We start from the raw sequence: 24520 nt of genomic DNA, 5'->3' as shown, positions 1-24520 counted from the left end.
GGAGTGAGCGCCGAAGCTGGTGGTGCTAGACCGGCGAAGGTGAATCGAATCTCGGTGTCACACCACTAGGGAGCGGGGGGCAAAAAGCTCCATCGCGTCAACGAGTAGGCTCGCCAGGCGTCGAACGACAGGTCCTGGTACGAGAAGCCCTCGTAGGCAAACCCCTGCGCGGCTCGAATCCCGATGACGGTCATGTAGATACGGTCCGTCTCCATCGGGTTGGGGCGCACCTCGGGCGGCAGGAACGAGAAGTCGGGGAAATCGGGCAGTCGAATCGTGTTGTCGGTGCCCGGGATGACGAACTGCCAAAACGGCATGCCGTCGGAGTTGACCAGCGTCACCGAGTAAAAATCGGGGTAGTAGGGTCCGGCGGCCTGGAAGGTGATCGTGTTGTTCTCCACGGTGCCACCGATGGCCGGAGAGACCGGCTCGGGCACATCGAGAAGCGGCGGCAACACGATCGTCTGGCTCAGATCGGTGATGTCGCGCAATTGGGTTTGAGTCGACGGTGAGTACGTGCCGGTGAAGCTTCCGCCCACAAAAGTGAAGCTCAGGTCGCTCAGAATTCCCGTCGGCTCGGGTTGGCGCGGCACCTGCAAAATATCCGACAAGCCGCGGCCGACCAACGGGGACTCGAAGATGCCCTCGAAGCCAAAGTCCCAGTACGAGCGCACCAGGTTGGTGTCGGGGCCGGTGGGCGAATAGACCGGGTTGATCAGCTTGACGGTGGCGGTGTTGTCGAGCGGGATATTGCACAGAATATCGGCCTCGTACTCCCCTCCGTCGCTGACGAACATATAGCGCTCGACGCCCATGAACTGGGGGTCGAACGTGTCGGTGGCGTCGTTGTACACCCCACACAGCGCGACCACCGCCAGGTCTCCGATACGCGAGCGGATCTCGTACTGCCCCGAGCCGAGCACCACGGCCCCCGGCCCCGGGTCGGTCGGATAGCTGTAGATCGCCTCCTGGGTGGTGCCGACAATGGCCATGTCGTAGGTATTTTGGTTTTCCGGGTCGGACAGCTTGCCCTCGGTCGACACCTCTCCACGGATGATGCCGGAGGGAGGGCCCTGGTTGCCGCCGCCACCGCCCTGACTCGGGTCGGGTTTGATGTAGGTCAAAAAGAGGGTGACGTTTTCGGCGTCGACCGTCTCGATGGTCGCCGAGGAGAAGTCCTTGGCGGTCGCGGTCACCGTCTGTGGGCCGAGCACGTCGGGCCCCGACAGGGTGACCTGCCCGTTGGCGTCGGTCACCCCCTGATACTGGGTGTCTCCGCGGGTCGACAGCATCACAAAGGCGCCCGGGATCGGCCCGCCGCCGCGCGAGTAGACCGACACGTTGACCGCACCGTCGACCGCACCGCCGGACGCGCCGCCAAAGCGACTGGCCGGGTTGAAGTACTCGTAGGGATACGGAGCGTCGGCCTGCTGCGAGCCTGCCTCGACGCTGACCTGTGCCTCGCCGACCTGGTGTGGTGGGGTGTAGAGCAACAGGTTATTGCGGTCGATGCGCTGGACGACCGGCGCCTCCTCGCTGTCGAAGAAGACGCGCAGAGCGCCGTAGAGCCCGCGCCCACGCACTTCCACGTAGGTGTTGCCGGCGATGGAGCCGCGGATGGGGGTAAAGCCCCAGATCTCGAGTTGCTCGGTGTAGAGAAAGCCATCACGCAGGCGCGCCTCCACGCCGTCTCGCTCGACGACCACGTCGACCGAGCCGGCGCCATGAGCGGGCGTGGTCGCCTCGATTTCAGAGTCGGAGACGACGGTAAACGGCGCGGCGATCCCGCCGAACTCGACGCGATCGGTACCGGCAAACCCGGTCCCGGTGAGGGTGACTGACGTGCCGCCATCGGCCGGGCCCTGTTGCGGCGCGACCGCGTCGACCCACAGCGCCTGTCGGTATTCGAAGGCCGACGCCAAGCGGTCGATTTCACCGTTGGCGTCGCGCATCACCACATCGACGGTGCCCACGGCGCCGGCCGGCGTCTGCACCCGCGCCCAGGTGGCGCCGCGGTCGACCACGGTGGCCACGTTGGTGCCAAAGACGAACTCGACCCCGGCGCCGTCAAAGCCGTTGCCGCGAAGCAAAACCTCGGTGCCCCCCGAGGCGGGCCCGAAGCCGGGACTCAGCGCGGCCAAGGTCGCCGCGTCGTCGGCGCGATACAGATACCCGTCTTCGAAGATGGTGCTGTCTCGCGAGTTCTCGGCGCTGACGTCGACCAGCCCCGCGCTTCCAGCCGGGGTGAGCAGCGTCGCGGTGGACGCCTGGGGGTCGATACTCTGGATCTCGGCAGGCTCGCCGCCAAAGAAGAACCGGGTCGACGACGAGAAGCCCTCGCCCTCGACGGTCACCGTCTGGCCCCCGGCGACGGGGCCGCTGGCCGGAGCGACACGCGAGATTTCGAGCGGCGCAAAATACTCGACGGCGCGCTCGGCGACCTTCGACTCGGCAGGTGTCGTCACCCGCACGTCGGCGTACCCGCGCCGTCTGGGCGGCGCGACCACCCGCAGCAACTCGGCGTCGACAAATGTGACCCGAAGCGCCGGCTCACCCGAGAAGCTCACCGCGGCCTGCGGGCCGAAGCCGCTGCCGCGGATCTCGACCTCGACGCCTCCATCGGTCGGCAGCAGCGATGGGCTGACGCTGTCGATGCTCAATCCTTGGACGTACTCGTAGCCGTCGACCAGCGTCTGCGTCTCTCCCCCGGGCGAAATCGCCTTGATGGTCACGGGGCCGGGTCCGGAGGCGGACGGCACGCGGCCGAGCATCTGCTGCGACGCCACGTCGACGCTCATCTCCCGACTTCCGAAGAAGACGCGCGTGCCCGGCTCGAAGCCGGTGCCCACGAGGCGCACGCGGTTGCCACCGTCGACCGGCCCGCTGGGCGGCACCACCTTCTCGAGGAAGAAGGGCTGCTCGGCGGTGTCTCCGCCGACATCCCAATTCCACTCGTCGTCGGTATCGCGCGGCTGGCGCACATCGTCCGGCCCATCGGTCGCGTCGAGGTCGGGTCCAGCGTCGGTGTCGGGAGAGGTCGTATCGGGCGTGGTGGCGTCGGCGCCGGCGTCGATCACGCCGGCGTCGCCCTGTTCAGTGTCATCCGAGCAGGCGCTCGCCAGCACGAGCAACACGGCAAAAAGGACAGGGATGCGTCGCAAAGATGCGCGTAGCATTCAGCGTCTCCGTGGGAGGACGGACGGCGGTCTGATGTAGTGTAGAGATGTTTGATTCAAAGATAAACATCTCTCAGAACGTCACCACCTGCGCCCACACCGAGTACGCGTCCCACCCGTCGATCGACAGGTTCGAGTACGAATAGTTGTTGATGCTCGTGCCCGGCTGGCTGATGCCGATGATCTGCAGCACGTACGAGCCCCCCGGATAAGGCACCGGGCGCTGGTCGGGCGGCAGATGCGAGAAGTCCGGGAAGTCGGGGAACCGGAAGCTCGTCTCCGAGCCGTTCAAGAAGCCGTCCCACACGGTCGCGCCCATGAACGTGACCACCCGCACGTAGTAGAAGTCAGGTTGGATAGGCGAGCTGGGTTGAAAGGAAACCAGCCCGTCGACGGGAATCGAGCCGTTGGCAGGCGAGGTCACCCGCGCGATGGAGGGCAGAGCCGGCATATTCACGATCTGGCTCATGTCGGTGATATTCTTTTGGAACGCCTCGGCGTAGGGCGGGTCGGTCTCGCCGGTGTAGCTTCCTCCAATCGCCCAGTACTTGACGCCCTGCAGGTCGCCCTCGAGCGCCGGCAGGTTGTCGGCCTGAATGACGTTGCTCGCCCCCTCGGCGACGACCACGCCGCCAAAAACGCCCTCGAACCCGAAGTCGAGCCAAGGGATGACCCGGTTGATGTCGGGCCCTGCGGGGGTCAACGTGGTGTTGTTGATCTTGAACGCCAGCGACTTGTCCAGCGGGATGTCCAGATCGATGTCGACGTTGTAGGTTTGGCCGTCGCTGGCGAAGAGGTAGCGCTCCACGCCCATCGCCAGCGGGGTGAACGTCTGGGTGTCGTTGTTGTAGAGGCCGCCAAGCGCGACCAGGGCGACGTCACCGATGCGGCTGCGAAGCGTGTATGGCCCGTCGGTCATGACCGTCGCGCCGTTGCCCGGATCGGGCACGCGCGACCAGGGGTCGGGGCGCGTGGTGCGCACGATCGCCATCTGGAACTCGTTGGGCCCCGGCTCTTTGATCTTGTCGAGGCCGCCCAGGGTACCCTGGAAGGTGGCCGTCGGGGGGCCGGGAGGCGGCGGGCCCTGCGACGATTTCATCAAGAAGATGGTGATATTCTCGGCGTTGACCCGCTGGACGGTCGTGCTCGAGTACTCGGGCGCGACCGCGGTGACCGTCTGCTCACCGTAGACGTCCGGGCCAGACAGGGTGATCATGCCGTTCGAATCGGTCAGCCCTTGGTAGACGCTGTCGTTTCGCGTCGACAGTTGCACGTGCGCGTCGGCGATGGGCGAGCCGCCCATCTCGTAGACGGTCACGTTGACCGCGCCCTGGATGGGACCGCCCCAAGCGCCGCCAAAGCGACTGCCGGGATTGAAGTAGGTATATTGCTCGCTGGCCGTGACCTGGTCGTTTCCACGGGTGACCACCACGTCGACCGGACCGGTCGCATGCGGCGGCGTGCGCACCGCCAGCGTCTGGGCGTCGAGAATCTGTACGCTCGCCGCGGCCTGACCGTCGAAGGTCACGTCCATCATGCCGGTAAACCCGCGCCCGCGAATCTCGACGTAGGTGTTGCCCGCCACCGAGCCGCGCACCGGGAAGAAGCCGAAGACCTCCAGATCTTCGGTGTAGGTGAACCCGTCGACGAATTTGGCCTCGATTTCGCGCTCGACGACCACGTCGACGATGCCGGCTGCGTGCGGCGGCGCGGTAGCTGTGATCTGAGTATCGCTGTCGACGGTGAACTGGGCGGCGATGCCGCCGAAGAGCACGCGCTGCGCGCCCGTAAAGCCCTCGCCTTCGATGGTCACGCTGACCCCGCCGGCCACGTCGGCCGTGTCGGGGGTGACGCGGTCGATCCAGAGGTCGTCGACGTAGGTAAACGCTCCACTGAGCGTGTCGCTGGCGCCGTTGCCGTCGGCAATCGTCACGTCGACCGCCCCGGGCGCATGCGCCGGAATCGTGACCGTGGCGTGGCCCGGGCCCTGGTCGACCACGGTCGCCGCGCTCCCGCCAAAGGTCACGCTCAGCCCCGAAGCGTCGAGCCCGGCGCCGATGAGGGTCACGTCGACCCCGCCACTTTCGGGACCGCTGGCTGGGTCGACCGCGGCGATGGCAAAGTCGGTGTTGCTGGCGGTGTAGTAAAAGCCGTCTTCCAAGAAGGTCGCGTCGCCGCTGGGCGTCTCGGCGCGCACATCGACGAGGCCGGCGCTTCCGGCCGGCGTCACCACTGTCGCCTCGGCGCCGCTCGGGTCGACCGACTGCACGGTCGCCTCGACGCCGCCAAATTCGACGATCATGCCGCTCTCGAACCCGCTTCCGTACAAGGTCACCGTATCGCCGCCGGCAGTCGTGCCGGTGGCCGGGCGGACCGCGTCGATGCGCAGGGTCTCGAAGTAGGTCACCGCGCCGGGCAGCACGTCGCTGCCGTCGGGGCTCGAGGCGCGCACGTCGACGTCGCCGGCCGCGTGCGGCGGCGCCACGACGCGCAGCAGGGAGCTATCGACCAGCGTGTGCCGAATGCCCGTCGCTCCGCCGAAGCTCACGCGCGTGCCGTCGGTGAACCCGCGGCCCTCCACGGTCACCTCGACGCCGCCTTCAGTGGGGATGCGCGTCGGGCTGACGGCCGTGACCTCGACCGTCGCAGTGTAGGTATAGCCGCCGGCGAGCAGCGCCTCGCCCATCGTCGGGTCGAGCAGTTTGACGTTGACCGAGCCGATACCCGCCCCGGCAGGTGTCTCTCCGACCAGCGTGCCGTCGACCAAGGTGACGTCGGCGCGACGGCTGCCAAAATAGACCACCGTCTCCTGGGTAAAACCGGTGCCTTCGATGACGAACGGGGTGCCCCCGTCGACCGGGCCGCGCGGCGGGGTTACGCTGTCGATGCGAAGCTCGACCGGGCCGGCGTCCTCTTCGACGTCGACGCCCGCGTCACCCGTGTCGGGCGGGCCGACATCGGAGGGCTCGACGACGTCCTCACCCACGTCGTCAATATCGTCTTCGACGTCCTGTGCCGTGTCGACGCCGACATCGGCGTCCGTGCTCGCATCGGGCAACAGCGCGGCGTCGCCGCCGTTACCGTTATTGTTTTCGGTGTCGTCCGAGCAGCCGGCCAGCACGAAGAACAGCGCCGCCAACAGGGTCAGCAGCCGAGTCGATACGCGGCCGCGCATGTTCAGCTCGTCGATAGACATGACTTAATCCGGTGTATGAGGTCGCCGCAAAGTGGGTGATTCACGACGCAGATATCCATTGGCACTCGTGGATCGGCACTATAGTAGCGCCACGAGCACGTTTCAACAACGACTCAGCCATGGTGGGGGCGTTATTGACAGCCTACGGCCGTCAAATCCGACGCTTGTCCAAGAACTCTTTTTCGGGATTGCGCAGGAAGTAGTCGACCAACGTCTGCATGTAGGTCGACAGGTGCGGGCAGCGGATCGCCGTCTCTTTGAGCTCGCGTTGGGTGTTGCTCGAGTCGTAGCGGGCGTCGTGGTTGAAGTAGACGATCGACTCGCGGGGCACGCCGACCAGCTCTTCGACCTTCTGGCGACTCAGCGCCACATCGAGCAGGCTCGAGGGCACCGTGGCCAGCGCCGGAGCTTTGTTCATCGAGTCGAGGGTCAGCGCCACGACGTCGCGGGCGCGCATCGGGTTGGGGTCGGCGAGTTGGAAGATCTGGCCTTCGACGCCCTCTTTGTTGCCCAGAAAAGCCATCGCGTCGGCGACGAAGTCGATGGGCACCAGGTTCACCACCGTCTCGCCTTTGCCGATATTGACCATCGGCATCCAGTCGGGCAGCCGGCGCAGCAGCTTCATCAGGTAGTAGGGGCCGTCGTACTTGAACGTCTCGCCGGTGCGCGAGTCGCCCACGACGATACCCGGTCGGAAAATGGCGGTGGGGATTTCCTTCGAGCGCCGCTGGACCTCGACCTCGGCCCAAAACTTGGTCGACTCGTAGTGATTCTTGTGCCCCTGCCCTTCGTCGAGCTCGTCCTCGTAGATCTTGCCCTCGCGCTCGCCCGAGACGTAGCACGTCGAGATGTAGTTGAATCGCTGCAGGCTCTCGCAAGCCTCGCAGAAGTCGAGCACGTGGATGGTGCCGGTCACGTTGACCCGGTAAGCGATTTGCTCGGGCACGGCCAGATCATAGATGGCGGCCAGATGCCAGACCACGCCCACGGTCGCAGTCAGCTCGTGGTAGCGCTCTTCATCGAGGCCCAAAAAGCGGTCGGTGATGTCACCCTCGAGAAGCTCCCAGCGCCCCTCGAAGTGAGGATTCTCGCGCTCGAGTTTGTCGAGGTAGCGCTCGGCGAGACCGCGCATCTGGGACTGAATGAGCAGATAAAAGGTCGACTCGGGCTGCAGCTCGATGAGCCGCTCGAGGACGTGTTCACCCAAAAAGCCGGGAAATCCGGTCAACAAGACATCACTGCCGACGATCTTGTCGTCGAGTTCCTCGATGCCGTCGCGGACCTTCTGTACGATGGCTGCCGTCGTCTCGCCGTCTGCGTTGCTCTTCGCCATGACCTCAACCTCCTGATTCGCCACTCGTTCGATGGGCCGCAACCTATTTCACGAGGTGGGCTGGGTCAATGGCGAGTACCGCACATCCTGTCACAGACCTCGGCGAGTTCGGTCATCGACACCGGCTTGGTCACATGCTCGTCGAAGCCTGATTCGAGGGCACGCTCGCGCACCGACTCGCCTCCGTAGCCGGTCAGGGCGACCAGGGGCAAGTCGCTCAACCCCTCATCGGCGCGCAGACGGACGGCGAGTTCGTAGCCGCTGATCCCGGGGAGACCCAGGTCGCACAAGACCAAATCGGGCCTCTGCTCGGCAGCCATTTCCAATCCCTCAGAGGCCGACGAGGCCACGCGCACGTCGTGGCCCACCCGATCGATAATCAGCGTGAGAACCTCGGCGACGTCGGGGTCATCCTCAATGAGCAGAATATCGCGGCGCACGCCGGCCTCCTTGGGCTTGGTAGGCGCCACGCGTTCGGGCGCTTCGGTGAGTGGTAGATGCACGACAAACTGCGCTCCTTTGCCTTTGCCTTCACTCCTAGCCTCAATATGACCGCCGTGCAACTCGACGAGGCCCTTGGTCAGCGCCAGGCCCAAGCCGAGACCGCCGCCTGCCTGAACCTGCTCTTTGGGACCTTGCTGGAACGGCTCGAAGATGACGTCGAGCAAGGTCGCCTCGATCCCCTCCCCGCTGTCTGCGACCACGATCTCGGCGGTGCCGTCGAGGTGGCGTGCGCGCAGGCTGATGGTGTCGCCCGGCTTGGTGTGCTCGATGGCGTTCATCAACAGATTGTCGAAAATCTGCCCCAAGCGCACCGGGTCGGCATCCATCCACATATGCTCTTTGCCCGCCCCCACGCTGATTTCGATGTGGCGCCTGGCCAACTGCCCGGTGCGATCCTCTAAGAGCCCCTGCAGGACCGCGAGCAAGTCGACCTTCGACTTGTCGAGGGTGATCTTTTGGCGCGTGATACGCGACACATCGAGCAGCCCGTCGATCAGGCGCTTCATCTGGCGTGACTGGCGCGACAAGACCCGTTGGACGCGCTCGAGCGCCGAGTCGGAGGCTTCGTACCCCTCGAGAAACTCCGCCGACGAGATGATCGCGGTCAGCGGGTTGCGCAGCTCGTGGCCGAGCATGGCCAAGAACTGGTCCTTGCGACGGTCGGCCTCGCGAAGCTCCTCTTCGGCCTGCTTGCGCGCGGTCACGTCAGTAATAAATCCCTCGATGGCGACGAGCTTGCCATCGTCGTAGACCCCACGCCCCTGCTCCCACATCCAATGATGAGTGCCGTCGGCATGCCGGATGCGGTACTCGACCTCGAAAGGCTCACCCGCGTCGAGCGCCTCCTGAACCGACTCCCAGAGCCAATCTTGGTCACTGACGCACACCAAATCTCCCCAAACAACCTCGCCGGAGACCAGCTGCTCGGCGTCGTAGCCGCACAACCTCTCACATCCTTCGCTGACAAAGAGCATCGTCCAGTCATGGTCGTTCAGACAGCGATAGGCCATGCCCGGCAAATTGCTCATCAAGGTAGACAGACGACGTCGATTCTCTCGCAGCGCTTCTTCGATGCGGCGCTGCTCGGTGACGTCGATATGCACCCCTGCAGCGATGACGCCGCCCGTTTCGTCTCGAAAGATGGTGCCGCGCGCCAGTAACCAGCGCACTTCGTCATTGGGAAGCAGGACGCGAAGATCGAACTCGTATCGACCGAACTGGACGCGTTCTTCGGCGAACTGGCGGGACATCCGCTCCAAATCATCGGGATGAATCACCCGCATGATTTCGTCGAACCCGATTCGTTGGACGGTCGGCTCGAAGCCCAACAACTCCGCATCACACGCATCGACGACCAGAACTCTCTGGTCGAAGTCGGCTCGCCACGTGCCGAGCCCGCCCTCGCCGAGCACCTGATACAAAATGTCGGCGTCGATGACGAACGACTCCGGCTCCCCTTCCGGGTCGAACTCTCGGCCGCCGTGAAACTCTGAATGGTCCGACATTTTCTCGCCTGTTGTACGGCAACGATGTGCCCGAGCGTACCTCGACACCACTGTCATGGCGTCGCCGTGGACTTTCACGCAATAACCGCATCTTAATCTTTTTTTAACGCCAAGAACAAGAGCCGACCTCACCGGCCGTCGAGAGCCGCCCTCTGCGGAACTCTTCTTACCAAACTAAGGCGCTGGAGACCGAATCAATCTCGGACGTCCGCGCTTCAAAATTGAGCACGGCTGGTGTAAGAGCCTGTAGGCGGCATCGGCTTTGTTTCCCCTGTTTGTGAGAAGACGCATGAGTGCTCTTATTCGGTTTCAAGTCTCAGCGCCCCAACCCCACGAACACCTCCTCTGCGTGCGCATGGAGATCGACGCGGTCGGCGAAGAGGACCACGTCGACCTGAGCATGCCTGTGTGGAGCCCGGGGAGCTACCTGGTGCGCGAGTATTCGCGCCACGTCCAGGGCCTGCGCGCCTTCGGCGGTGACGGCGACAAGCGCCGGGTGCGCAAGCTCGACAAGGCCACCTGGCGCGTCGACGCGTCCAACTGCAACTCGCTGGTCGTCGAGTACGACCTGTTCGCTCACGACGTCAACGTGCGCGCCAACCACCTGGACGATACCCACTGCTTCTTTACCGGCGTGGCCACCTACCTGTACCCCCACGGGCGCGAGGACGAGCAGGTCGAACTGCACGTCGTCCCCCCCGAAGGCTACGACTGGCAGGTCTACACCGGCATGGAGCGCCGCGAGGCGAACCAAAACTACTTCACCGCCCCGAATTTCGACGTCCTCTTCGACTCGCCGGTCGAGATGGGCGACTACGAGCCGCTCGAGTTCGAGGTCGACGGCAAGACTCACCAGATGGTCTTCTGGGGCCAGGGCAACTACGACCGAGACAAGCTGCGCGAGGACCTGCCGCGCGTGGTCGAGGCCAACCGCGACATCTTCGGCGGGCTGCCCTACGACGATTATCTGTTCATCACGATGATGAGCGACGGCGCCGGCGGCGGACTCGAGCACCTCAACTCGACCGCGCTGATCTACCCGCGCCACAACTTCACGCCCGGCGACAAGCCCGGCAGCCCCGACGACGGCTACATCAACTTTCTGGGGCTGGTCTGCCACGAGCATTTCCACGTCTGGAACGTCAAGCGCATCCGGCCCGCCAACCTGGGCCCCTTCGACTACCAGAACGAGAATTACACCCGCGATTTGTGGACCGTCGAGGGCGTGACCAGCTACTACGACACACTCGGCCTGCTGCGCGCCGGCGTCATCGACGCCAACGGCTACCTGCAACGCCTCGCCAAGCGCGTCAGCCAACTCGACCGCGTGCCCGGCCGCAAGCTTCACTCGCTCGAAGACGCCAGCTTCGACGCCTGGATCAAGCTGTACCGCCCCGACGAGCACACCCGTAACTCGACGGTGTCGTACTACCTCAAAGGCGAACTCGCCTGCGTGGTCTTGGACCTGCATATCCGCCAGACCACCGACGGCGAGCGCAGCCTCGACGACGTGCTGCGCCACCTGTGGGAGCACTACTATGGGGCCGACGGCTCGGGCTACCCCGAGGGCTCCTACGAGCAGATCGTCGAAGAGGCCACCGGCGTCGAGTGCGGCGAGTTCTTCGACCGCTATATCCGCGGCACCGAAGACTTCGACTGGAACGCCCTGCTCGCCCCGTTCGGCCTCGAGTTGGAGCGCTCCGCTAAGAATGCCTCCGCCAAGAATGCCTCCGCCAAGAAGGAAGAGAAGGCGTGGCTCGGCCTGAGCACCGACCCCCGCGAAGGCCGTCTCCACGTCACCTACGTGCCCACCGCCAGCCCCGCCCACCAGAGCGGAATCTACGCCGGGGATGAAATCGTCGCCGTCGATGGTTGGAAGGTAACGGGAGACAACTTCTCGAAGCTCATCGGGGACAAGTCCCCGGGAGACACCATCGAGGTCCACCTGTTCCGCCGCGGCGAGCTTCGCCAATACACGGTCGAGCTGGGCCAGACGCCTCCCGACAAGTATCGCATTCGAACGCGCGAAGACGCCTCCGACGCCCAACGCGAGTTGCTTCGCGGCTGGCTCGGCAGCGACGATGTCGACGCCGAGTACTCCGGATAACGACGACACATGGTCTACACCAAACTACATCATTGGCGCCGGTTCGTGGCCGCAGCTTTCCTGCTCCCGCTTCTGGCGGCCTCCCCCGCCCTCGCCCAAGAATCTCACGGCCAACGCGGCGCAGGCGAGGTCTCCAAGGTGACCCAAGAGGTCAGCAAAGAGATCTACAGCCCGTTCTGCCCCGGCAAGACTCTCGCTATGTGCCCCTCCGGGGGGGCATCCGACGTGCGCCAGGAGATCCAGATCCTCGCCAAAGAGGGCCTGGAGAAGCAAGACATCAAGGAAGCCATCATCGACAAGTACGGTGAGGAGTTCCGGATGGTCGAGCCGCCGGCCGAAGACAACTACGCGCTACTGAGCGTGCTCGCCGGCGCGCTCGTCGTGTGTCTGGCAGCCATCTGGTTCTTCGCCGCGCGCCGTCGTCAAGAAGGTGCGGCGGGCGATGAAGTCACCGCCGACGACCAGATGACCTCCGAAGACCGCGCCTACCTCGAAGAGTTGCGCGGCGAGTACATGGATTAAAACGGAATCGTCACCGACGCTCCGATGGGGCTGCTCGACGGCGAAACCGCGTACTGGGCGGCGCTCAAGATGAAATCGTACCAAAAGTGTAACGCCACGGGCGCGGCCAAGCTGTAGTCACTCCACATATAGCTCGCGCCCAGATAACTCCCCACCGCCGTGATGAACGGCACGCTGTAGAACATGTACGCCTCGCGCTGCTCGGGCGGCAGCGCCGAGGCGTTGAGGATATGGACCGCCCCGAAGATCACCGAGCCCCAAGCCCACCCCTTCATTTCGCCGAAGTTGCGCGCCAGCGACGACTGGATGACCCCGCGAAACAGGGCCTCCTCGCCGATGGCGACGTGCTCGAAGAGCACCACGCCGGTGCCCGCGGCCAATGAGTAGGCCCACTCCGGGCGCATCTCGCGGCCCAGGAACCGGGGCGTGTCGTCGGTGGTGGTCGGTGTAGCGTCGGAGGTGCTCCCCAGCAGGTACGAGTAGCCGAAGGCGGCCGCGCTCATCGCGAGGATGCCGCCCCAGACGTACGGCTCTTTCATGACCTCCCAGTTGAACGGCGCGGCCACGAGCTCGCCCAACGTGTCCTGCGGGGCGTACAGCGCCCCTTCGGCGCGGTCGACCTCGATGTAGGCGTCGGCGATGCCGTAGACCCACACGTTCTGGAAGGCGAGCAGCGGCACACCGGTCTCGAAGGCGATGGCCGAGCCGATCTCGGCGGCGCCGAGCGCGGCGAGCGTGGCGCCCTCACCGGTCTTGCCGACGCATAACTGGCCCAGGCCCGGGTACAGCCAACTCCAGTACGGCGAGCAGGCGCGGTCTTTGTAGCGAGTGTCGGCCGAGGCTTCGACCTCGGTGGGCGGCGCGGTGGGCTCGAGGCGAGCCGATTGGGTGGGGATGGCGCAGGCGGAAAACGAAAACGCCGTGAACACGCACAGGAGGCGAGCACACAGCGTTCGGGTTGATGCGAGCCGCGACATGTTGGCTCCGGGGTTGGATCGCAAAACCCCGGGGACAAGCCCCGGGGCTGCGCTCCGCGGGCAGCAAGCAGCCGCTCCGCGTGGGCTTATTACCCCCAAGGCGAGCCTTGGGGCTGCACGGGCGATGCGCTCCGCGGGCAGCAAGCAGCCGCTCCGCGTGGGCTTATTCTTCTTCGTCGGTGGTGTCTTCGTCCGTCTCGGCTGCTTCCTCGTCCTCCCCGGACGCTTCCTCGTCGGTCCCGGACGCTACTTCGTCCTCCCCGGCAGCTACTTCGTCGGTCCCGGACGCTACTTCGTCCTCCCCGGACGCTACTTCGCCCTCCCCGGACGCTACTTCGTCGGTCCCGGCAGCTACTTCGTCCTCCCCGGACGCTACTTCGCCCTCCCCGGACGCTACTTCGTCGGCGTCGGCGGCTTCTTCTTCGCTCTCTTCTGCTTCTTCTGTTTTTTCCTCTTTTACTTCTTCTGCTTTTACTTCTTCTGCAGTTTCATTCGCTTCTTCTGAAGTTTCTTCTTCCTCAGCCCCGAGGCCGAGACGGTCGCGCAGGATATCGCCGAGCTTGGCGGTGGCGCCTTCTTCTTCGGTGTACTCGCGAGCCATCGGCTCTTCGAGCTCGTCGCGCTTGAGCGACAGGCCGATGCGCTGGTTGGCGCGGTCGAAGCTGACCACGAGCACCTCGACCTCCTGGCCGGGTCGGACCACCTCGTGGGCGTTCTCGACGCGGCCCTCGGAGAGCTCCGAGATGTGGATGAGGCCCTCGACGCCCTCGACGACCTGGGCGAACGCGCCGAAGTCGGTCAGGCGGGTGATCTCGACGTTGATCTTCTCGCCGACCTTGGCCTTCTCGCCTGCTTTCTCCCACGGGTCGCGCGAAAGCTGCTTGATGCCCAGGCTCAGGCGCTGGTTGTCGACGTCGATGTCGATGATCTTGACCTCGATCTCGTCGCCCACCTTGAAGTGCTCGGCGGGGTCGTCGATCTTGTCGGTCCACGAGATGTCACTGACGTGCACCAGCCCCTCGACGGCCGGGGCGACTTCGACGAACAGGCCGAAGTCGGTGATGTTGCGAATCGGGCCGCTGACCACGTCGCCCACCGACAGGTTCTCGGCGAGCTCTTCCCAGGGGTTCTTCTCGAGCTGCTTGATCGACAGGCTCAGGCGCTTGTTGTCGGTGTCGATGCCGACGATCTTGACGCGCACGTCCTGGCCGATGTCGAGCACCTCTTTGGGGTGGTGGATGCGCGCCGTCCACGAGAGCTCGGTCACGTGGACCAGCCCTTCGAGGCCGGGGGCGACCTCGACGAAGGCGCCGAAGTCGGCCAGGCTCACGACCTTGCCGCCGACGACGTCGCCCTCGGAGAACTTCTCCTCGATGTCGCTCCACGGGTTGTCGAGCAGTTGCTTTCGGCCCAGGCTCAGCCGGTCGCGCTTGGCGTCGTAGTCGAGCACCACCACCTTGATCTCGTCGCCGGGGCGCACGAGTTCGGAGGGGTGGTCGATGCGGCCCCAGCTCATATTCGAGATGTGCAGCAGGCCGTCGATGCCGCCGATATCGATAAAGGCGCCGTACTTTTTGATGTTGCGCACCACGCCGGTGAACACCTTGCCCTCTTCGAGCTCGTCGAGGGTGCGCTTTTTCTCCTCTTCGCGCTCCAACTCGATGACCTTGCGACGGCTGAGCACCACGTTGCAGCGCTTTTTGTCGAACTGGATGACCTGAAACCGCGCGGTGCGCCCGACATACGGCGAGGCGTCGTCGACGCGGTGGATGTCGATCTGGCTGCGCGGGCAGAACGCGCGCAGGCCGATGTCGACCGACAGGCCGCCCTTGTTCTGCGACAGGATATCGCCCTCGACGATCTTCTCTTCGTCGGCCAGCTGTCCGAGGCGCTCCCACAGGCGAAGGCTTTCGGCCTTGCGCACCGACGCCTTCCACCCCTCACCCCAGGGTTGCTCGACGAGAAGCTCGACCTCGTCGCCCTCGCTGTACGGAAACGGGAAATCGTCGCCGTACTCGTCGAGGTCGACCTGGGCAGTCTCGCCGTCGGCGAGCTTGAAGATGAACCCCTCGTCGGTCTTCGTCTCGAAGGTGGCCTTGGCGAAGGCGTTGTAGAGCGAGTCGTCGGTGTTCGTGTCGTTTTCGGCGGTCTGTGTCATCGCAAACTGCTCGGAGTTAACGGAAGTTCTCGGGATGCGGAATCTAGTTTGTCGGTGCGCTCTGTGTCAATTGCTCGCCGGTCAACCTACTAGCCCGGTCAACCTACTAACCCGATCAACCTACTAGCCCGGTCAACCTACTAACAAGACGGCGACGGTGCCGGCGGCGAGCATGGGAACCAACCCGAGGGCCACGTAGATTCCGAGCTTTTTGGTACCCACGAAGCCGCTGATGGCCGCCTTGACGAAGCTGTTGGCCAAAATGGCGATGACGACCCCGCGGGTGGCCACCGTCGCCGAGATGTCGCCGGCCTCCTGCATACGCGCCACGGCGATGCTGATGGCGTTGGCCTCGGCCAAGCCGCTGATGAGCGCGGCCACGTAGGTGCCCGAGCTGCCAAAATAGATCTTGGCCACGTGCACCAGCCCGATGATCACCACGAAGATGAGCCCGAACTTGAGCGCAGGCCCGATGCGAAAGGGGTTGGTGATATGCAACTGCTCGTCGCTGCGCTCGGCCTCTTCGCCGACCTCCTCGGCCTTTTCCGGCACGCCCTCGCCGCCCTCCGGATAGGCGTGGGCCATCTTGTACCACAGGTACCCGGCGACCATGGAGCCGGGCACGGCCATGGCGATGACCGGCACGAGCAACATCCCCACGAAGTCCGGGTTGACCGCGGCGACCACCACGGTCACGCGCACCGACATGATGGCGTTGGCCATCAAGATGGCGAACACAGCCGCCAGGCGCACCACGCGGTCGTCATTGGAGTTCTTGACCCGGTGGGACATCGCCAGGGTGACCGCCGTGCTCGAGGCGAGCCCGCCGAGCAAGCCGGTCAGTGAGATGCCCCGCCGGCGCCCCAAAAACCGAATGGCGAAATAACCGACGAAGCTGATCCCTGTGATGAGCACCACCAGGTAGCCCAGCTCGCGCGGGTTGTAGATGTCGTCGGGCCCCATGCCCTGGTCGGGCAGCACCGGCAAAACCACCACCAACACCAGCAAGAACTTCATCGTCGCCAGGACCTCGTCCTGGCTGAGCTTCTCGACGAGCAGGTGGGTGTAGCGTTTGACCGACAGGATCGCGGCGACGATGACCCCGAGGGCGGCCGCCAACAAGGGCTGGAAGGGGACCAGCACGCCCAGCACGAACACGATGAGCGAGGCGACCTCGGTGGTGATCCCCGGGATGGTGTCGCGCTGGCGGTACTGGAAGACAAGGTAGGCGATGATCATCAAGAAGTAGCCGGTGCCGGTCACATAGACCATCCCCGGAACGCCGCTCTGGGAACCGATCGCCGAGACGGTTCCCAGAAGGCTGGCCAGCGCAAAGGTGCGCACACCGATGGCTTCTCGCTCGCTCTCTTCGCTGTAGTGACTCTGGCGCTCGAGGCCGACCACGGCCCCCAGCCCCAGCGAAATCAAGATGTACTGGACGAGTTGCCAGTCCAGACTCGTGGCGAATTCCAACGGTGTCCGCTACCTACGTTCGTGACTATTCGGAGTCCTCATCTTTGGTGCGGATATAGACCGCACGGCCGACGCGCTGTTTGCCCTGCAACCGCTCGCGGCTGGGCGCCTCCTGCTCGTTGAAGCAGCGCACGCACAGGTAGTCACGGTCGGGCTTGGGAGGAAACTTCAGGTAATCCTCGCGGCCGCACTCTTCGCAGGTAAACTCCCATTCCTGCTTTTGCTCGGCGGCTTTGGTCTCTTTGATCTGCGCCCAACGCGACTGCTCGCCGTAAGTGGTGCGCACGCACTCCGAGCACATCACCTCGTGGAGCGCCACGCCCTTGGGCACGTAATCGAGCGTCTCTTTCTTTCCACATTGTGCGCACGTAATCGGAAACATCACGCGCGTTCCGTGCTTTTTTCGCGGAGAATGGCGCTGACGCTTTTGATTGACTTCGTCGCGTTTGAACTTGAAGCAGTCGGGGCAGAAGACATCCTGACCGCGGCGCGGCTTGAAAGGCACCTCGGCCTTACAGCCGCAAAGCGTGCATACGATGCGGAAGCTCTTCTTATCGCCGCTGGATCGGTCGTCGTTGGATTGGCGTTCTTTGTCGGTCATTCAATGTGTCTCGAAGCTTGAGTCTTGAGTCTTTATGGACGCGGATTCGCGGTGCCGGGGGTCGGAGAGAGCCACCAAAAGTCCATGTAGTTGTCGTCGGTGTCGGTCTGCCAACTCGGATCGGTGATCGGCCAGCGCCCCAGCGATTGGCCAGCGTCACTCGAGCTATAACTTATCGGGTCGCCCTCACCAACAAACGTCTCGCCCGAACCGAATGTTCCGTATCCGACCGCGTCGATCACGCGGCCGTTGTAGCGCAGCACCACGTTGTCGGGCCCGTTCTGTAAATCGGCCCCGTCATAGGCCACGGCGCATGCATTGAGCAAGGAGATCTCGGCGGCGATATTGCAAACCACCACGTAACCGTCGGTGCTCTGGGCATCGTTGAGGTTCGCGCCGGCCAGGCTGATGCCGTCGCCGCCGTTGGGCCCGAAGATATAGTCGAGGCCGTCGAACCCGTTGATGGCGTGCACCTTGTAGCCATCGAGCGGCATGTCTTCCCAGCCCTGAATGGGCGCGACCAGCTCGATGAAGGTCTGGGTGGCGTCGTCGACGCCGGGCTGGTCCGGGTAGACCTCGTTGATGAGCAGGTCGGTGTTCTCCAGCCCCGGGGTCGGATAGAAGCTGACGAAGTCGGCGGCGTTGTCGTCGGTGTCCGCCGCGCCCGGCACGCGGCCCAGCGAGCGCCCCGAGATGGTCGCGGCGACCGCGCTCCCCTCGCCCGCGAAGTTTTGCGGGGTCGCCGAGAAGTCACCGTAGCCCACCGCGTCGATGGTGCTCGCCGAGGCGTCTTTGAGGACCACGCTGTCTTGGCCGTTTTGCAGCGCGTCGGTGCCGTTTCCGTAGGCGGTCAGCACGTAGTAGACGTTAGTATAGCTCGACGCGGCGTACGACAGGTACGAATCGGGCGTGTCCATGGCGAGCACGGCAAAGCCGTTGCCGTCGAGGCTCGCGCCCGACGGCAGGGTGAACGAGTTGTAGGGCTGACCGTTCGACCCGTTGACCAGCTCGACGGCGAAGCCCGAGATGTCCATGCCGGGCGTGCCCTTGAGCTCGATGAAGGTCGGCGAGGCCGGCGACGAGCCGCCCGTGCGAAGGTCGGGGCCGACCGAGTCGTAGAAAATCTCGTTGATGACCGCCGTGCCGGTGCTCGGCGCGCCCTCGCAGGCGGCCGTGCCACTCGCCGACGAGCAGGTTTGCCCGCTGGGGCAGTCGTAGGGGTTGGGAAATTCCGTGCACCCGTCGCCGTCGTGGTCGGCGCAGTCGGCGAGTTTGTTGCCCACGCAGACCGTCTCGCCGTCGACGCATTCGTCGCGGCACGAGCTCGAGTCGACGCACGCTCCGGCGCGACACTCCTGGCCGGAGGAACATGCCTGCGCGCTCGACCACTCGAGGCAGCCGTCGCCGTCGTGGTCCTCACAGGTGCGAAGGCCGCCGTCGGCCGCGCAGACCGCCTCGTTCTGGGTGCACTCGTCGGAGCAGCTCGTCTGCTCGACGCACTGGCCTGCCTGGCAGGTCTGCTCGGCAGGGCATTCCGTGCCCGCGCCGAAGACCAAGCAGCCCTGGGCGTTCTCGGCGCACGTACGCACCAATTCGCCCTCGCAACTCGTCTCGCCGGCCGAACACTCGTCGGAGCAGCTCGGCGCTTCGCACGCGCCGGTGTCGGGGTTGCAGTACTCGCCAGACGCGCAAGTTTGCGCCCCACCCCACTCGTAGCAGCCGTTCCCGTCGTGGTCGTCGCATTGCTCGACCTCACCGGCCGAGTTGCACCGCGGCCCGGCCCCCGGCGTGCACACGCTGGTGCACTCGCTCTGCTTGTCGACGCACGTGCCTCCCTCGCACAGCTTGTACGACGGGCAGCGAAGCACCTCGACGAAGGTCGCGCACCCGTCGACCGACTCGCAGCGAAGCACCGACTGCTCCTCGCCGCAGGTACGCGCGCCGACCTGGCACTCAGGTACGCAATTGTTGGAGTTGTCGCCGCTATCCTCGTGCAACCCTGCGTCCGCGCCGTTATTGCCGGCCGGGCTGTCGGTCGACGGGCAGCCGGCCAGCACGAATGCGGCCAAGAGACCGAGGAGGGAGAAACGCCATATATTGATGCGCATACGACTCACCATTCGAAAAGAATTCGCAGCATAAACATATATTCGCACACGATTGCACACCATGCCAATTCGCGGAGCCCAACCCCAAGGCAAGCCTTGGGGCTGCACTGGCGATAGCTCCGCAGGGGCCAAGGCCCCGCTCCGCCCAATGACCTCGATCGGGCCACGATCACAAAGCCGAAAAATCTTCTTGACACAGTTGATCATCGACCCTTAGGCTTCAATGCACGGATCGCGCTAACGCTTTGAGATCGTTAGATCAATTTGGGTTTTCCATAGCCGAAAACCGAGCGAGATTCCCGATCAATTTCAATGACTTAGCATTGTTTGTAAGTTCTATTTGAGTCGGGATAAGCATCCTCGTAGCCACTTACGAGGTAATGTGCGATGGCGCGTCAAGGATTGATGGAATCAAACTGGCCACGGATGGCCCCTCGCACGGACGCGAGCGACCACGGATGGCCCCTCGCACGGACGCGAGTGAAAAACATAGCGACAGGGATGTCATGCAAGCACTGCTGCGTAACGACGGCGACCTAACGCCGTACTATTCGGACCCTCGTGGTTTCACCCTCTTGCAGGGAGATTCGCTCGCCATTCTCGAGCAAATGGAGCCCGAGCAGTTCGACATGATCTTCGCGGACCCGCCCTATTTCCTCTCCAACGACGGGGTCACCTGCAAGTCCGGCCGAATGGTCTCTGTGAACAAGGGACGTTGGGACCGCTCGCAAGGCGTCGAAGCGAATCACGAATTCAACCTGCGATGGCTGGCCGCCTGTCAGCGACTGCTCAAGCCCAATGGCTCCATCTGGGTCAGCGGCACGCACCACGTCATCTACAGCATCGGGTTTGCGCTGCAGAAGCTCGACTACAAAATCCTCAACGATATTGCCTGGTTCAAGGTCAATCCGCCGCCCAACCTGTCGTGCCGCTACTTCACCCACGGCACCGAGACGATCATCTGGGCCGCGCGTGACCAGGACAGCAAGCACACCTTCAACTACAAGACGATGAAGGAGATGAACGGCGGCAAGCAGATGAAGAATCTGTGGAATATCATGTCGCCGCGCAAGGCCGAAAAAGAGTTCGGCAAGCACCCGACCCAAAAGCCGATCGCGCTGCTCGACCGTATCGTCAAAGCGGCGAGCGACCCGGGCGACCTGATCCTCGACCCGTTCTGCGGCTCGTCGACCACGGGTGTGGCTGCCCTCCAGAATGGCCGGCGCTACGTCGGCATCGATCAATCAGACGAGTATCTCGAGCTTTCGGCGCGTCGCTTCGAAGGTCTCGAGCTCGGCGAGAAGGAACAACCCGCGACGTGAGTCGCGCGTTCTTTCTCCTTCCATAGAGACGCCTCTACCACCCCGCTTTGGGTTGGGTCGACAACAGGATTCGGCCAAAAGCGAGAGGAATCTCGGTGCTACGCCGCCCCACCTTGCAGGGGCGGCGTTACATTTTCTGCCTCGCCTCGTTGAAGCCATTCCGGCGATCAACTATTCTGCCTTCGCAGACGCAACATGCGCTATCCGGCCGCTGGGGCCGGGATTCTGGGGAGCTTTGGCCCCAGTTCTGTGACAACTTGTCACACAAGGACCACTGGGCAGATGACGGACAAGCCGAAATTTCCGCCACCGCTTCCGCGAAAGGACCGCGAGGCCGACGACGAGGACGAGACGCTCCTCGACATGAAGGTCGACCTGCCGCCGGAAGGCGAGTGGGACGACGCCGAGCCCACCATGGTCGGCGAGTCATTGAAGTTGCCTCCGCGAGGTGACGTCGGCGCCGACGACGAGACCCTGATGGGCCACTCGGTCGACCTACCACCGGCTGACGAATGGGACGACGCCGAACCTACGATGGTTCACGAGCCGCTCGAGCGGCCCGACGCGGCCGACACGGCCCCTCGTCAGGCACCACGCCAGGCACCGCGGGCGAGGCATGGCGAAGGATTGGTCATCGGCGACGTCGACGCCGACCAGGGCGAGACCGCTCCCCGTGATGCCCTCTACGCCGATCAAGGCGACACCCAGCCGCGCGACGCGCTCTACGCCGGTGCTCCTGACGAAGACGAGCTGGACGAGACCGCTCCGCACCGCATTCGCGACGACGCCCTGCCCGGACATCGCCCCGAGCCTCGACCGCAGCAGGCTCAACCGCAGCAGGCTCAACCGCAGCAGGCTCAACCGCAGCAGGCCCCGCAGCCTCGGGCCCCGAGCCCGCAGGTCGCCCAAGCAGCCCGAGTCTCGGCGCAACAGGAGCAGGCCGAGCAGCCCGAAGAGCCCGAGGAACGCTCGCCGGCCGATTTCAAGGACGCTCTGCCGCTCTTCATCGTCAGCGGCGCGCTGAGCATGCTCGTCATGCTCACCATCGCCGTGCGTCAGTGGCTCGCCCCCTGGCTCCCCTTCGCCGCCGCGTTGGGCATCGCGGCAGCGTTAAGCGGCTCGATTAGCTACCTTTATTGCAACCGCGACCGCCAAGAAGCCCTCGCCAAGGGCTTCGGAGTGTGCGCGGCGTTCGCGCTGCCCACGCTGTTGTGGATGGTTACCCCGGTTCGAGCCGCGTTGGTCGACAATTTCGGCCCATCTCTTCCAACCGTTGCGCAGCAAAAGGCGCTGGTCGACCCGGCGCGCGAGGTCCAGCTCACCGCCTGCGTACAGGCCGGCGTGGGCGGCGACGCCTTCATGGAGACCCAGCTTATCGAGCTCTTCACGACCCAGCCGCAGGTCGGCACCGAGTGTGTGGCGAGGCTCGCCGAGCGCGCTCCGGCGCGTGCCCAGGAGCTGAGCCATCGTTTCCTTCGGCACTGGAGCGTGGCTTTTCGCAACCAAGACAACGCATTAGTGTGCGGCGCTGCGCCCCACCTGATGGCGTTGAAGCACTCCGAGACGCAGCGACCGGCTCAGCACCTGACCTACTGCGCCACCACCGCCACCGACCCGGCCACGGCCCAGTGCTGCGCCGACGCGATCACCGATCGTTTCGACTCCGCTCAGGAGTACGCCGTCGCGCTCGGTGACAGCTTGAATATCCCGGCGCAAAGGCGCCTGTCGCTCTTCTCGGCGATGGTCGCCTATGCGTTCGCCGGCGTCGACGCCTCCCGCAACAGCCTGCCGACGCTCGAGCGCCGCCTGCTGCGCAAGAAACCCGTTCGAGATTGGATTCTCGGGCTCGGCTGCCAGACGCTCTTCAGCGAATCCGGCTCCGGCGACGTCCTCCTGGGGCTCGAGGCGGTCGTCGAAAGCCACAGCTGCCCGTCGGGCCAAGACATCGAGCGGGAGCGCAAGAGCTGGGTGCGCATCTGCAGCGACATGATCGACCAGCAGCGCTCCAGCGACCAACTGTGCGACAGCGTGCACCGCGAGACGGTCGCCGGCGCGGTGCGCACGGCCACCGCCGAGGTGCACGCCGCCCTCGACGCGATGTTCGCCGACGAGACCACCCCCGGCATCAAGCGCGCCCACGCCAAGTTCAACCGCATCGGCAACAGCGTCGACTCCAAAGGGGCCTTCATGGCCGAGGGCATCTCGCCGCTGGGCAACCGGCAGGTCGGCGACGGGCGCACTCGCCACATGGCCCGTCAAATCGGCGGCAACTACAACCGTGAGGTGCGCCGCATGAAAGAGGAGGCGGCGCGTATCGAGGGCAAGAACCGACCCGACTACGACGAGTCGGTACAGAAATTGCTTCAACGAGATGTGTATAAGCCACAAGCCTCCTGGGAGGACGCCAAGCGGCAGATGAACTCCCAGGATCGCAACAAGCTCCAACAGCAGCTCGACAAAGCCAAGAAGAAGCTCGACCGTTGAGCCACTGGAGACTGGACGCAACAGAGGAAGGGATGGCCGACTCCAAAGACAGACAAGCCGACTGGCCGGCGTTTGCCGCCAAGTGGCTGACGCGCGTGGTCGCTCACGGCTTGGGCGTGGGCGTGGTGGCGTCGGTGTTGTTCTTCGCCAACGTCAACCGCGTCACCCTCGAGGCCATCTGGGACTCGGCCCAACACGTCGCCTTTTTGGAGCTGGCCTGGTTCGAGGTCGCCCTGCACATGGGCTTGGCCGCTTGCCTGTGGGCCCTGCTCGTCATCGGCTACGAGTTGGTGACCTCCCGCGAGGGCTCGGCCCGACAGACTCTGAAGCTCGAGCGCGGCAGCGTGATGACCGAGACGCTGGTCGTGTTGCCCATTTTCTTCATCCTCACCTTCGGCATCGCCCAGCTCGCCATCAACAATATGGCCGGTTTGCTGGCGAACGCCGCGGTCTTCCAGGCCGGACGCGCCGCCTGGTTGTGGTCGGGCGAAGCTGAAGTGGGCCGAAACGGCGTCAGCGGCACCAAGGTCGAGGAGATGGCGCGCATTCAAGCCGCCGCGGTGCTCACCCCCATCGCCCCGGCCGAGTTCATCCAGAACCCGGGCGGGTTGAGCGACGAGGCCAAGCAGATGCGCGGCGTGTTGCTCGGCGGACAGATGCCGGCGTTCTCGCAGGATACCGGCGCGACGGCCCAGACCGCCGCGCCCGCCCTGCTCGCCGGCGAGAATATGACGAATTTTTCGAACCAAGATTCGGCCTTTTTCCGCGCCTTCGACACCTCGGGGTGGCGCCAGCGGACGGTGCGCAAGTTCACGTTCGCCTACCACTCCACCGAGATCACGGTGATCAACGGGTCCGACGAGGCCGGCGTCAACCTGCGTTACCATCACCACCAGGCGATGCCGTATATCGGCAAGTTCTTTGGCGACTGGCGCACCGACGTGGGAAATCGCCCGGGCCACTACGCGACCATCGAGCGCGAGTTCACCATGCCCAAACAGATCTCGCCGAATCCGTGTAACCCCGGAATTACTGGATGCCCCTAGGAGACAGG

The 24520-nt window shown here is 64.5% G+C and carries 14 protein-coding genes; 5 read left to right on the top strand and 9 right to left on the bottom strand.

Annotation, left to right across the window (positions count from 1 at the left end; genetic code table 11):
- Nucleotides 1–65: 65 nt before the first annotated feature.
- From FIV42_RS20220 to FIV42_RS20205, 4 genes are all read right to left on the bottom strand, one after another.
- A complete protein-coding gene (locus FIV42_RS20220; RefSeq protein ID WP_141199447.1) occupies nucleotides 66–3176 on the bottom strand; it encodes an IPT/TIG domain-containing protein in 3111 nt (1036 codons plus the stop codon).
- A gap of 73 nt (nucleotides 3177–3249) precedes the next feature.
- Nucleotides 3250–6372 (bottom strand): IPT/TIG domain-containing protein, encoded by a 3123-nt coding sequence (locus FIV42_RS20215; protein ID WP_141199446.1) that lies wholly within the window; start codon nucleotides 6370–6372, stop codon nucleotides 3250–3252.
- Nucleotides 6373–6523: 151 nt separating this feature from the next.
- Nucleotides 6524–7705, bottom strand: coding sequence for an SDR family oxidoreductase (locus FIV42_RS20210; RefSeq protein ID WP_141199445.1), 1182 nt, complete (start codon nucleotides 7703–7705; stop codon nucleotides 6524–6526).
- Nucleotides 7706–7770: 65 nt separating this feature from the next.
- Nucleotides 7771–9714 (bottom strand): hybrid sensor histidine kinase/response regulator, encoded by a 1944-nt coding sequence (locus FIV42_RS20205; RefSeq protein ID WP_168210805.1) that lies wholly within the window; start codon nucleotides 9712–9714, stop codon nucleotides 7771–7773.
- A gap of 289 nt (nucleotides 9715–10003) precedes the next feature.
- Here FIV42_RS20205 and FIV42_RS20200 point away from each other — a divergent pair, with 289 nt between their 5' ends.
- Nucleotides 10004–11821: a M61 family metallopeptidase gene (locus tag FIV42_RS20200; protein ID WP_141199443.1), complete on the top strand. Its 1818-nt coding sequence runs from the start codon at nucleotides 10004–10006 to the stop codon at nucleotides 11819–11821.
- Between the two features lie 9 nt (nucleotides 11822–11830).
- Nucleotides 11831–12343 (top strand): cytochrome c-type biogenesis protein, encoded by a 513-nt coding sequence (locus FIV42_RS20195; RefSeq protein ID WP_141199442.1) that lies wholly within the window; start codon nucleotides 11831–11833, stop codon nucleotides 12341–12343.
- Here the strand turns inward: FIV42_RS20195 and FIV42_RS20190 are convergent.
- The 5 genes from FIV42_RS20190 to FIV42_RS20170 all read right to left on the bottom strand — a co-directional run bounded on the left by FIV42_RS20190 (nucleotide 12340) and on the right by FIV42_RS20170 (nucleotide 19660).
- On the bottom strand, nucleotides 12340–13320 hold the full coding sequence (locus FIV42_RS20190; protein ID WP_168210804.1) for a CPBP family intramembrane glutamic endopeptidase: 981 nt from the start codon (nucleotides 13318–13320) through the stop codon (nucleotides 12340–12342). The genes FIV42_RS20195 and FIV42_RS20190 overlap by 4 nt on opposite strands.
- Before the next feature lie 163 nt (nucleotides 13321–13483).
- Complete coding sequence (locus FIV42_RS20185; protein ID WP_141199440.1) at nucleotides 13484–15478, bottom strand: S1 RNA-binding domain-containing protein; 1995 nt, start codon at nucleotides 15476–15478, stop codon at nucleotides 13484–13486.
- A 132-nt stretch (nucleotides 15479–15610) separates the two neighbouring features.
- The gene (locus FIV42_RS20180; protein ID WP_141199439.1) at nucleotides 15611–16951 is read right to left on the bottom strand and encodes an MgtC/SapB family protein; all 1341 of its coding nucleotides are present in this window, start codon (nucleotides 16949–16951) and stop codon (nucleotides 15611–15613) included.
- A 25-nt stretch (nucleotides 16952–16976) separates the two neighbouring features.
- Nucleotides 16977–17552, bottom strand: coding sequence for a CxxC-x17-CxxC domain-containing protein (locus FIV42_RS20175; protein ID WP_141199438.1), 576 nt, complete (start codon nucleotides 17550–17552; stop codon nucleotides 16977–16979).
- Nucleotides 17553–17584: 32 nt separating this feature from the next.
- Complete coding sequence (locus FIV42_RS20170; RefSeq protein WP_141199437.1) at nucleotides 17585–19660, bottom strand: lamin tail domain-containing protein; 2076 nt, start codon at nucleotides 19658–19660, stop codon at nucleotides 17585–17587.
- Between the two features lie 506 nt (nucleotides 19661–20166).
- Here FIV42_RS20170 and FIV42_RS20165 point away from each other — a divergent pair.
- From FIV42_RS20165 to FIV42_RS20155, 3 genes are all read left to right on the top strand, one after another.
- Nucleotides 20167–20982, top strand: a complete 816-nt coding sequence (locus FIV42_RS20165) for a DNA-methyltransferase (RefSeq protein WP_141199436.1) — start codon at nucleotides 20167–20169, stop codon at nucleotides 20980–20982.
- A gap of 282 nt (nucleotides 20983–21264) precedes the next feature.
- Nucleotides 21265–23466, top strand: coding sequence for a hypothetical protein (locus tag FIV42_RS20160; protein ID WP_141199435.1), 2202 nt, complete (start codon nucleotides 21265–21267; stop codon nucleotides 23464–23466).
- 32 nt (nucleotides 23467–23498) lie between these two features.
- The gene (locus FIV42_RS20155; RefSeq protein ID WP_141199434.1) at nucleotides 23499–24512 is read left to right on the top strand and encodes a TadE/TadG family type IV pilus assembly protein; all 1014 of its coding nucleotides are present in this window, start codon (nucleotides 23499–23501) and stop codon (nucleotides 24510–24512) included.
- Nucleotides 24513–24520: the final 8 nt, after the last annotated feature.

The sequence above is a fragment of the Persicimonas caeni genome (assembly GCF_006517175.1).
GTDB classification, from domain to species: Bacteria; Myxococcota_A; Bradymonadia; order Bradymonadales; family Bradymonadaceae; genus Persicimonas; species Persicimonas caeni.
Note: the sequence above shows the minus strand (reverse complement) of the source record. Positions and strands in the feature narration are given on the sequence as shown.

Excerpts from the sequence above, each read along its gene's own strand:
- FIV42_RS20220 (WP_141199447.1), bottom strand. The coding sequence starts at position 3,176 with ATGCTACGCGCATCTTTGCGACGCATCCCTGTCCTTTTTGCCGTGTTG.
- FIV42_RS20215 (WP_141199446.1), bottom strand. The coding sequence starts at position 6,372 with ATGTCTATCGACGAGCTGAACATGCGCGGCCGCGTATCGACTCGGCTG.
- FIV42_RS20210 (WP_141199445.1), bottom strand. The coding sequence starts at position 7,705 with ATGGCGAAGAGCAACGCAGACGGCGAGACGACGGCAGCCATCGTACAG.
- FIV42_RS20205 (WP_168210805.1), bottom strand. The coding sequence starts at position 9,714 with ATGTCGGACCATTCAGAGTTTCACGGCGGCCGAGAGTTCGACCCGGAA.
- FIV42_RS20200 (WP_141199443.1), top strand. The coding sequence starts at position 10,004 with ATGAGTGCTCTTATTCGGTTTCAAGTCTCAGCGCCCCAACCCCACGAA.
- FIV42_RS20195 (WP_141199442.1), top strand. The coding sequence starts at position 11,831 with ATGGTCTACACCAAACTACATCATTGGCGCCGGTTCGTGGCCGCAGCT.
- FIV42_RS20190 (WP_168210804.1), bottom strand. The coding sequence starts at position 13,320 with ATGTCGCGGCTCGCATCAACCCGAACGCTGTGTGCTCGCCTCCTGTGC.
- FIV42_RS20185 (WP_141199440.1), bottom strand. The coding sequence starts at position 15,478 with ATGACACAGACCGCCGAAAACGACACGAACACCGACGACTCGCTCTAC.
- FIV42_RS20175 (WP_141199438.1), bottom strand. The coding sequence starts at position 17,552 with ATGACCGACAAAGAACGCCAATCCAACGACGACCGATCCAGCGGCGAT.
- FIV42_RS20170 (WP_141199437.1), bottom strand. The coding sequence starts at position 19,660 with ATGCGCATCAATATATGGCGTTTCTCCCTCCTCGGTCTCTTGGCCGCA.
- FIV42_RS20165 (WP_141199436.1), top strand. The coding sequence starts at position 20,167 with ATGCAAGCACTGCTGCGTAACGACGGCGACCTAACGCCGTACTATTCG.
- FIV42_RS20160 (WP_141199435.1), top strand. The coding sequence starts at position 21,265 with ATGACGGACAAGCCGAAATTTCCGCCACCGCTTCCGCGAAAGGACCGC.
- FIV42_RS20155 (WP_141199434.1), top strand. The coding sequence starts at position 23,499 with ATGGCCGACTCCAAAGACAGACAAGCCGACTGGCCGGCGTTTGCCGCC.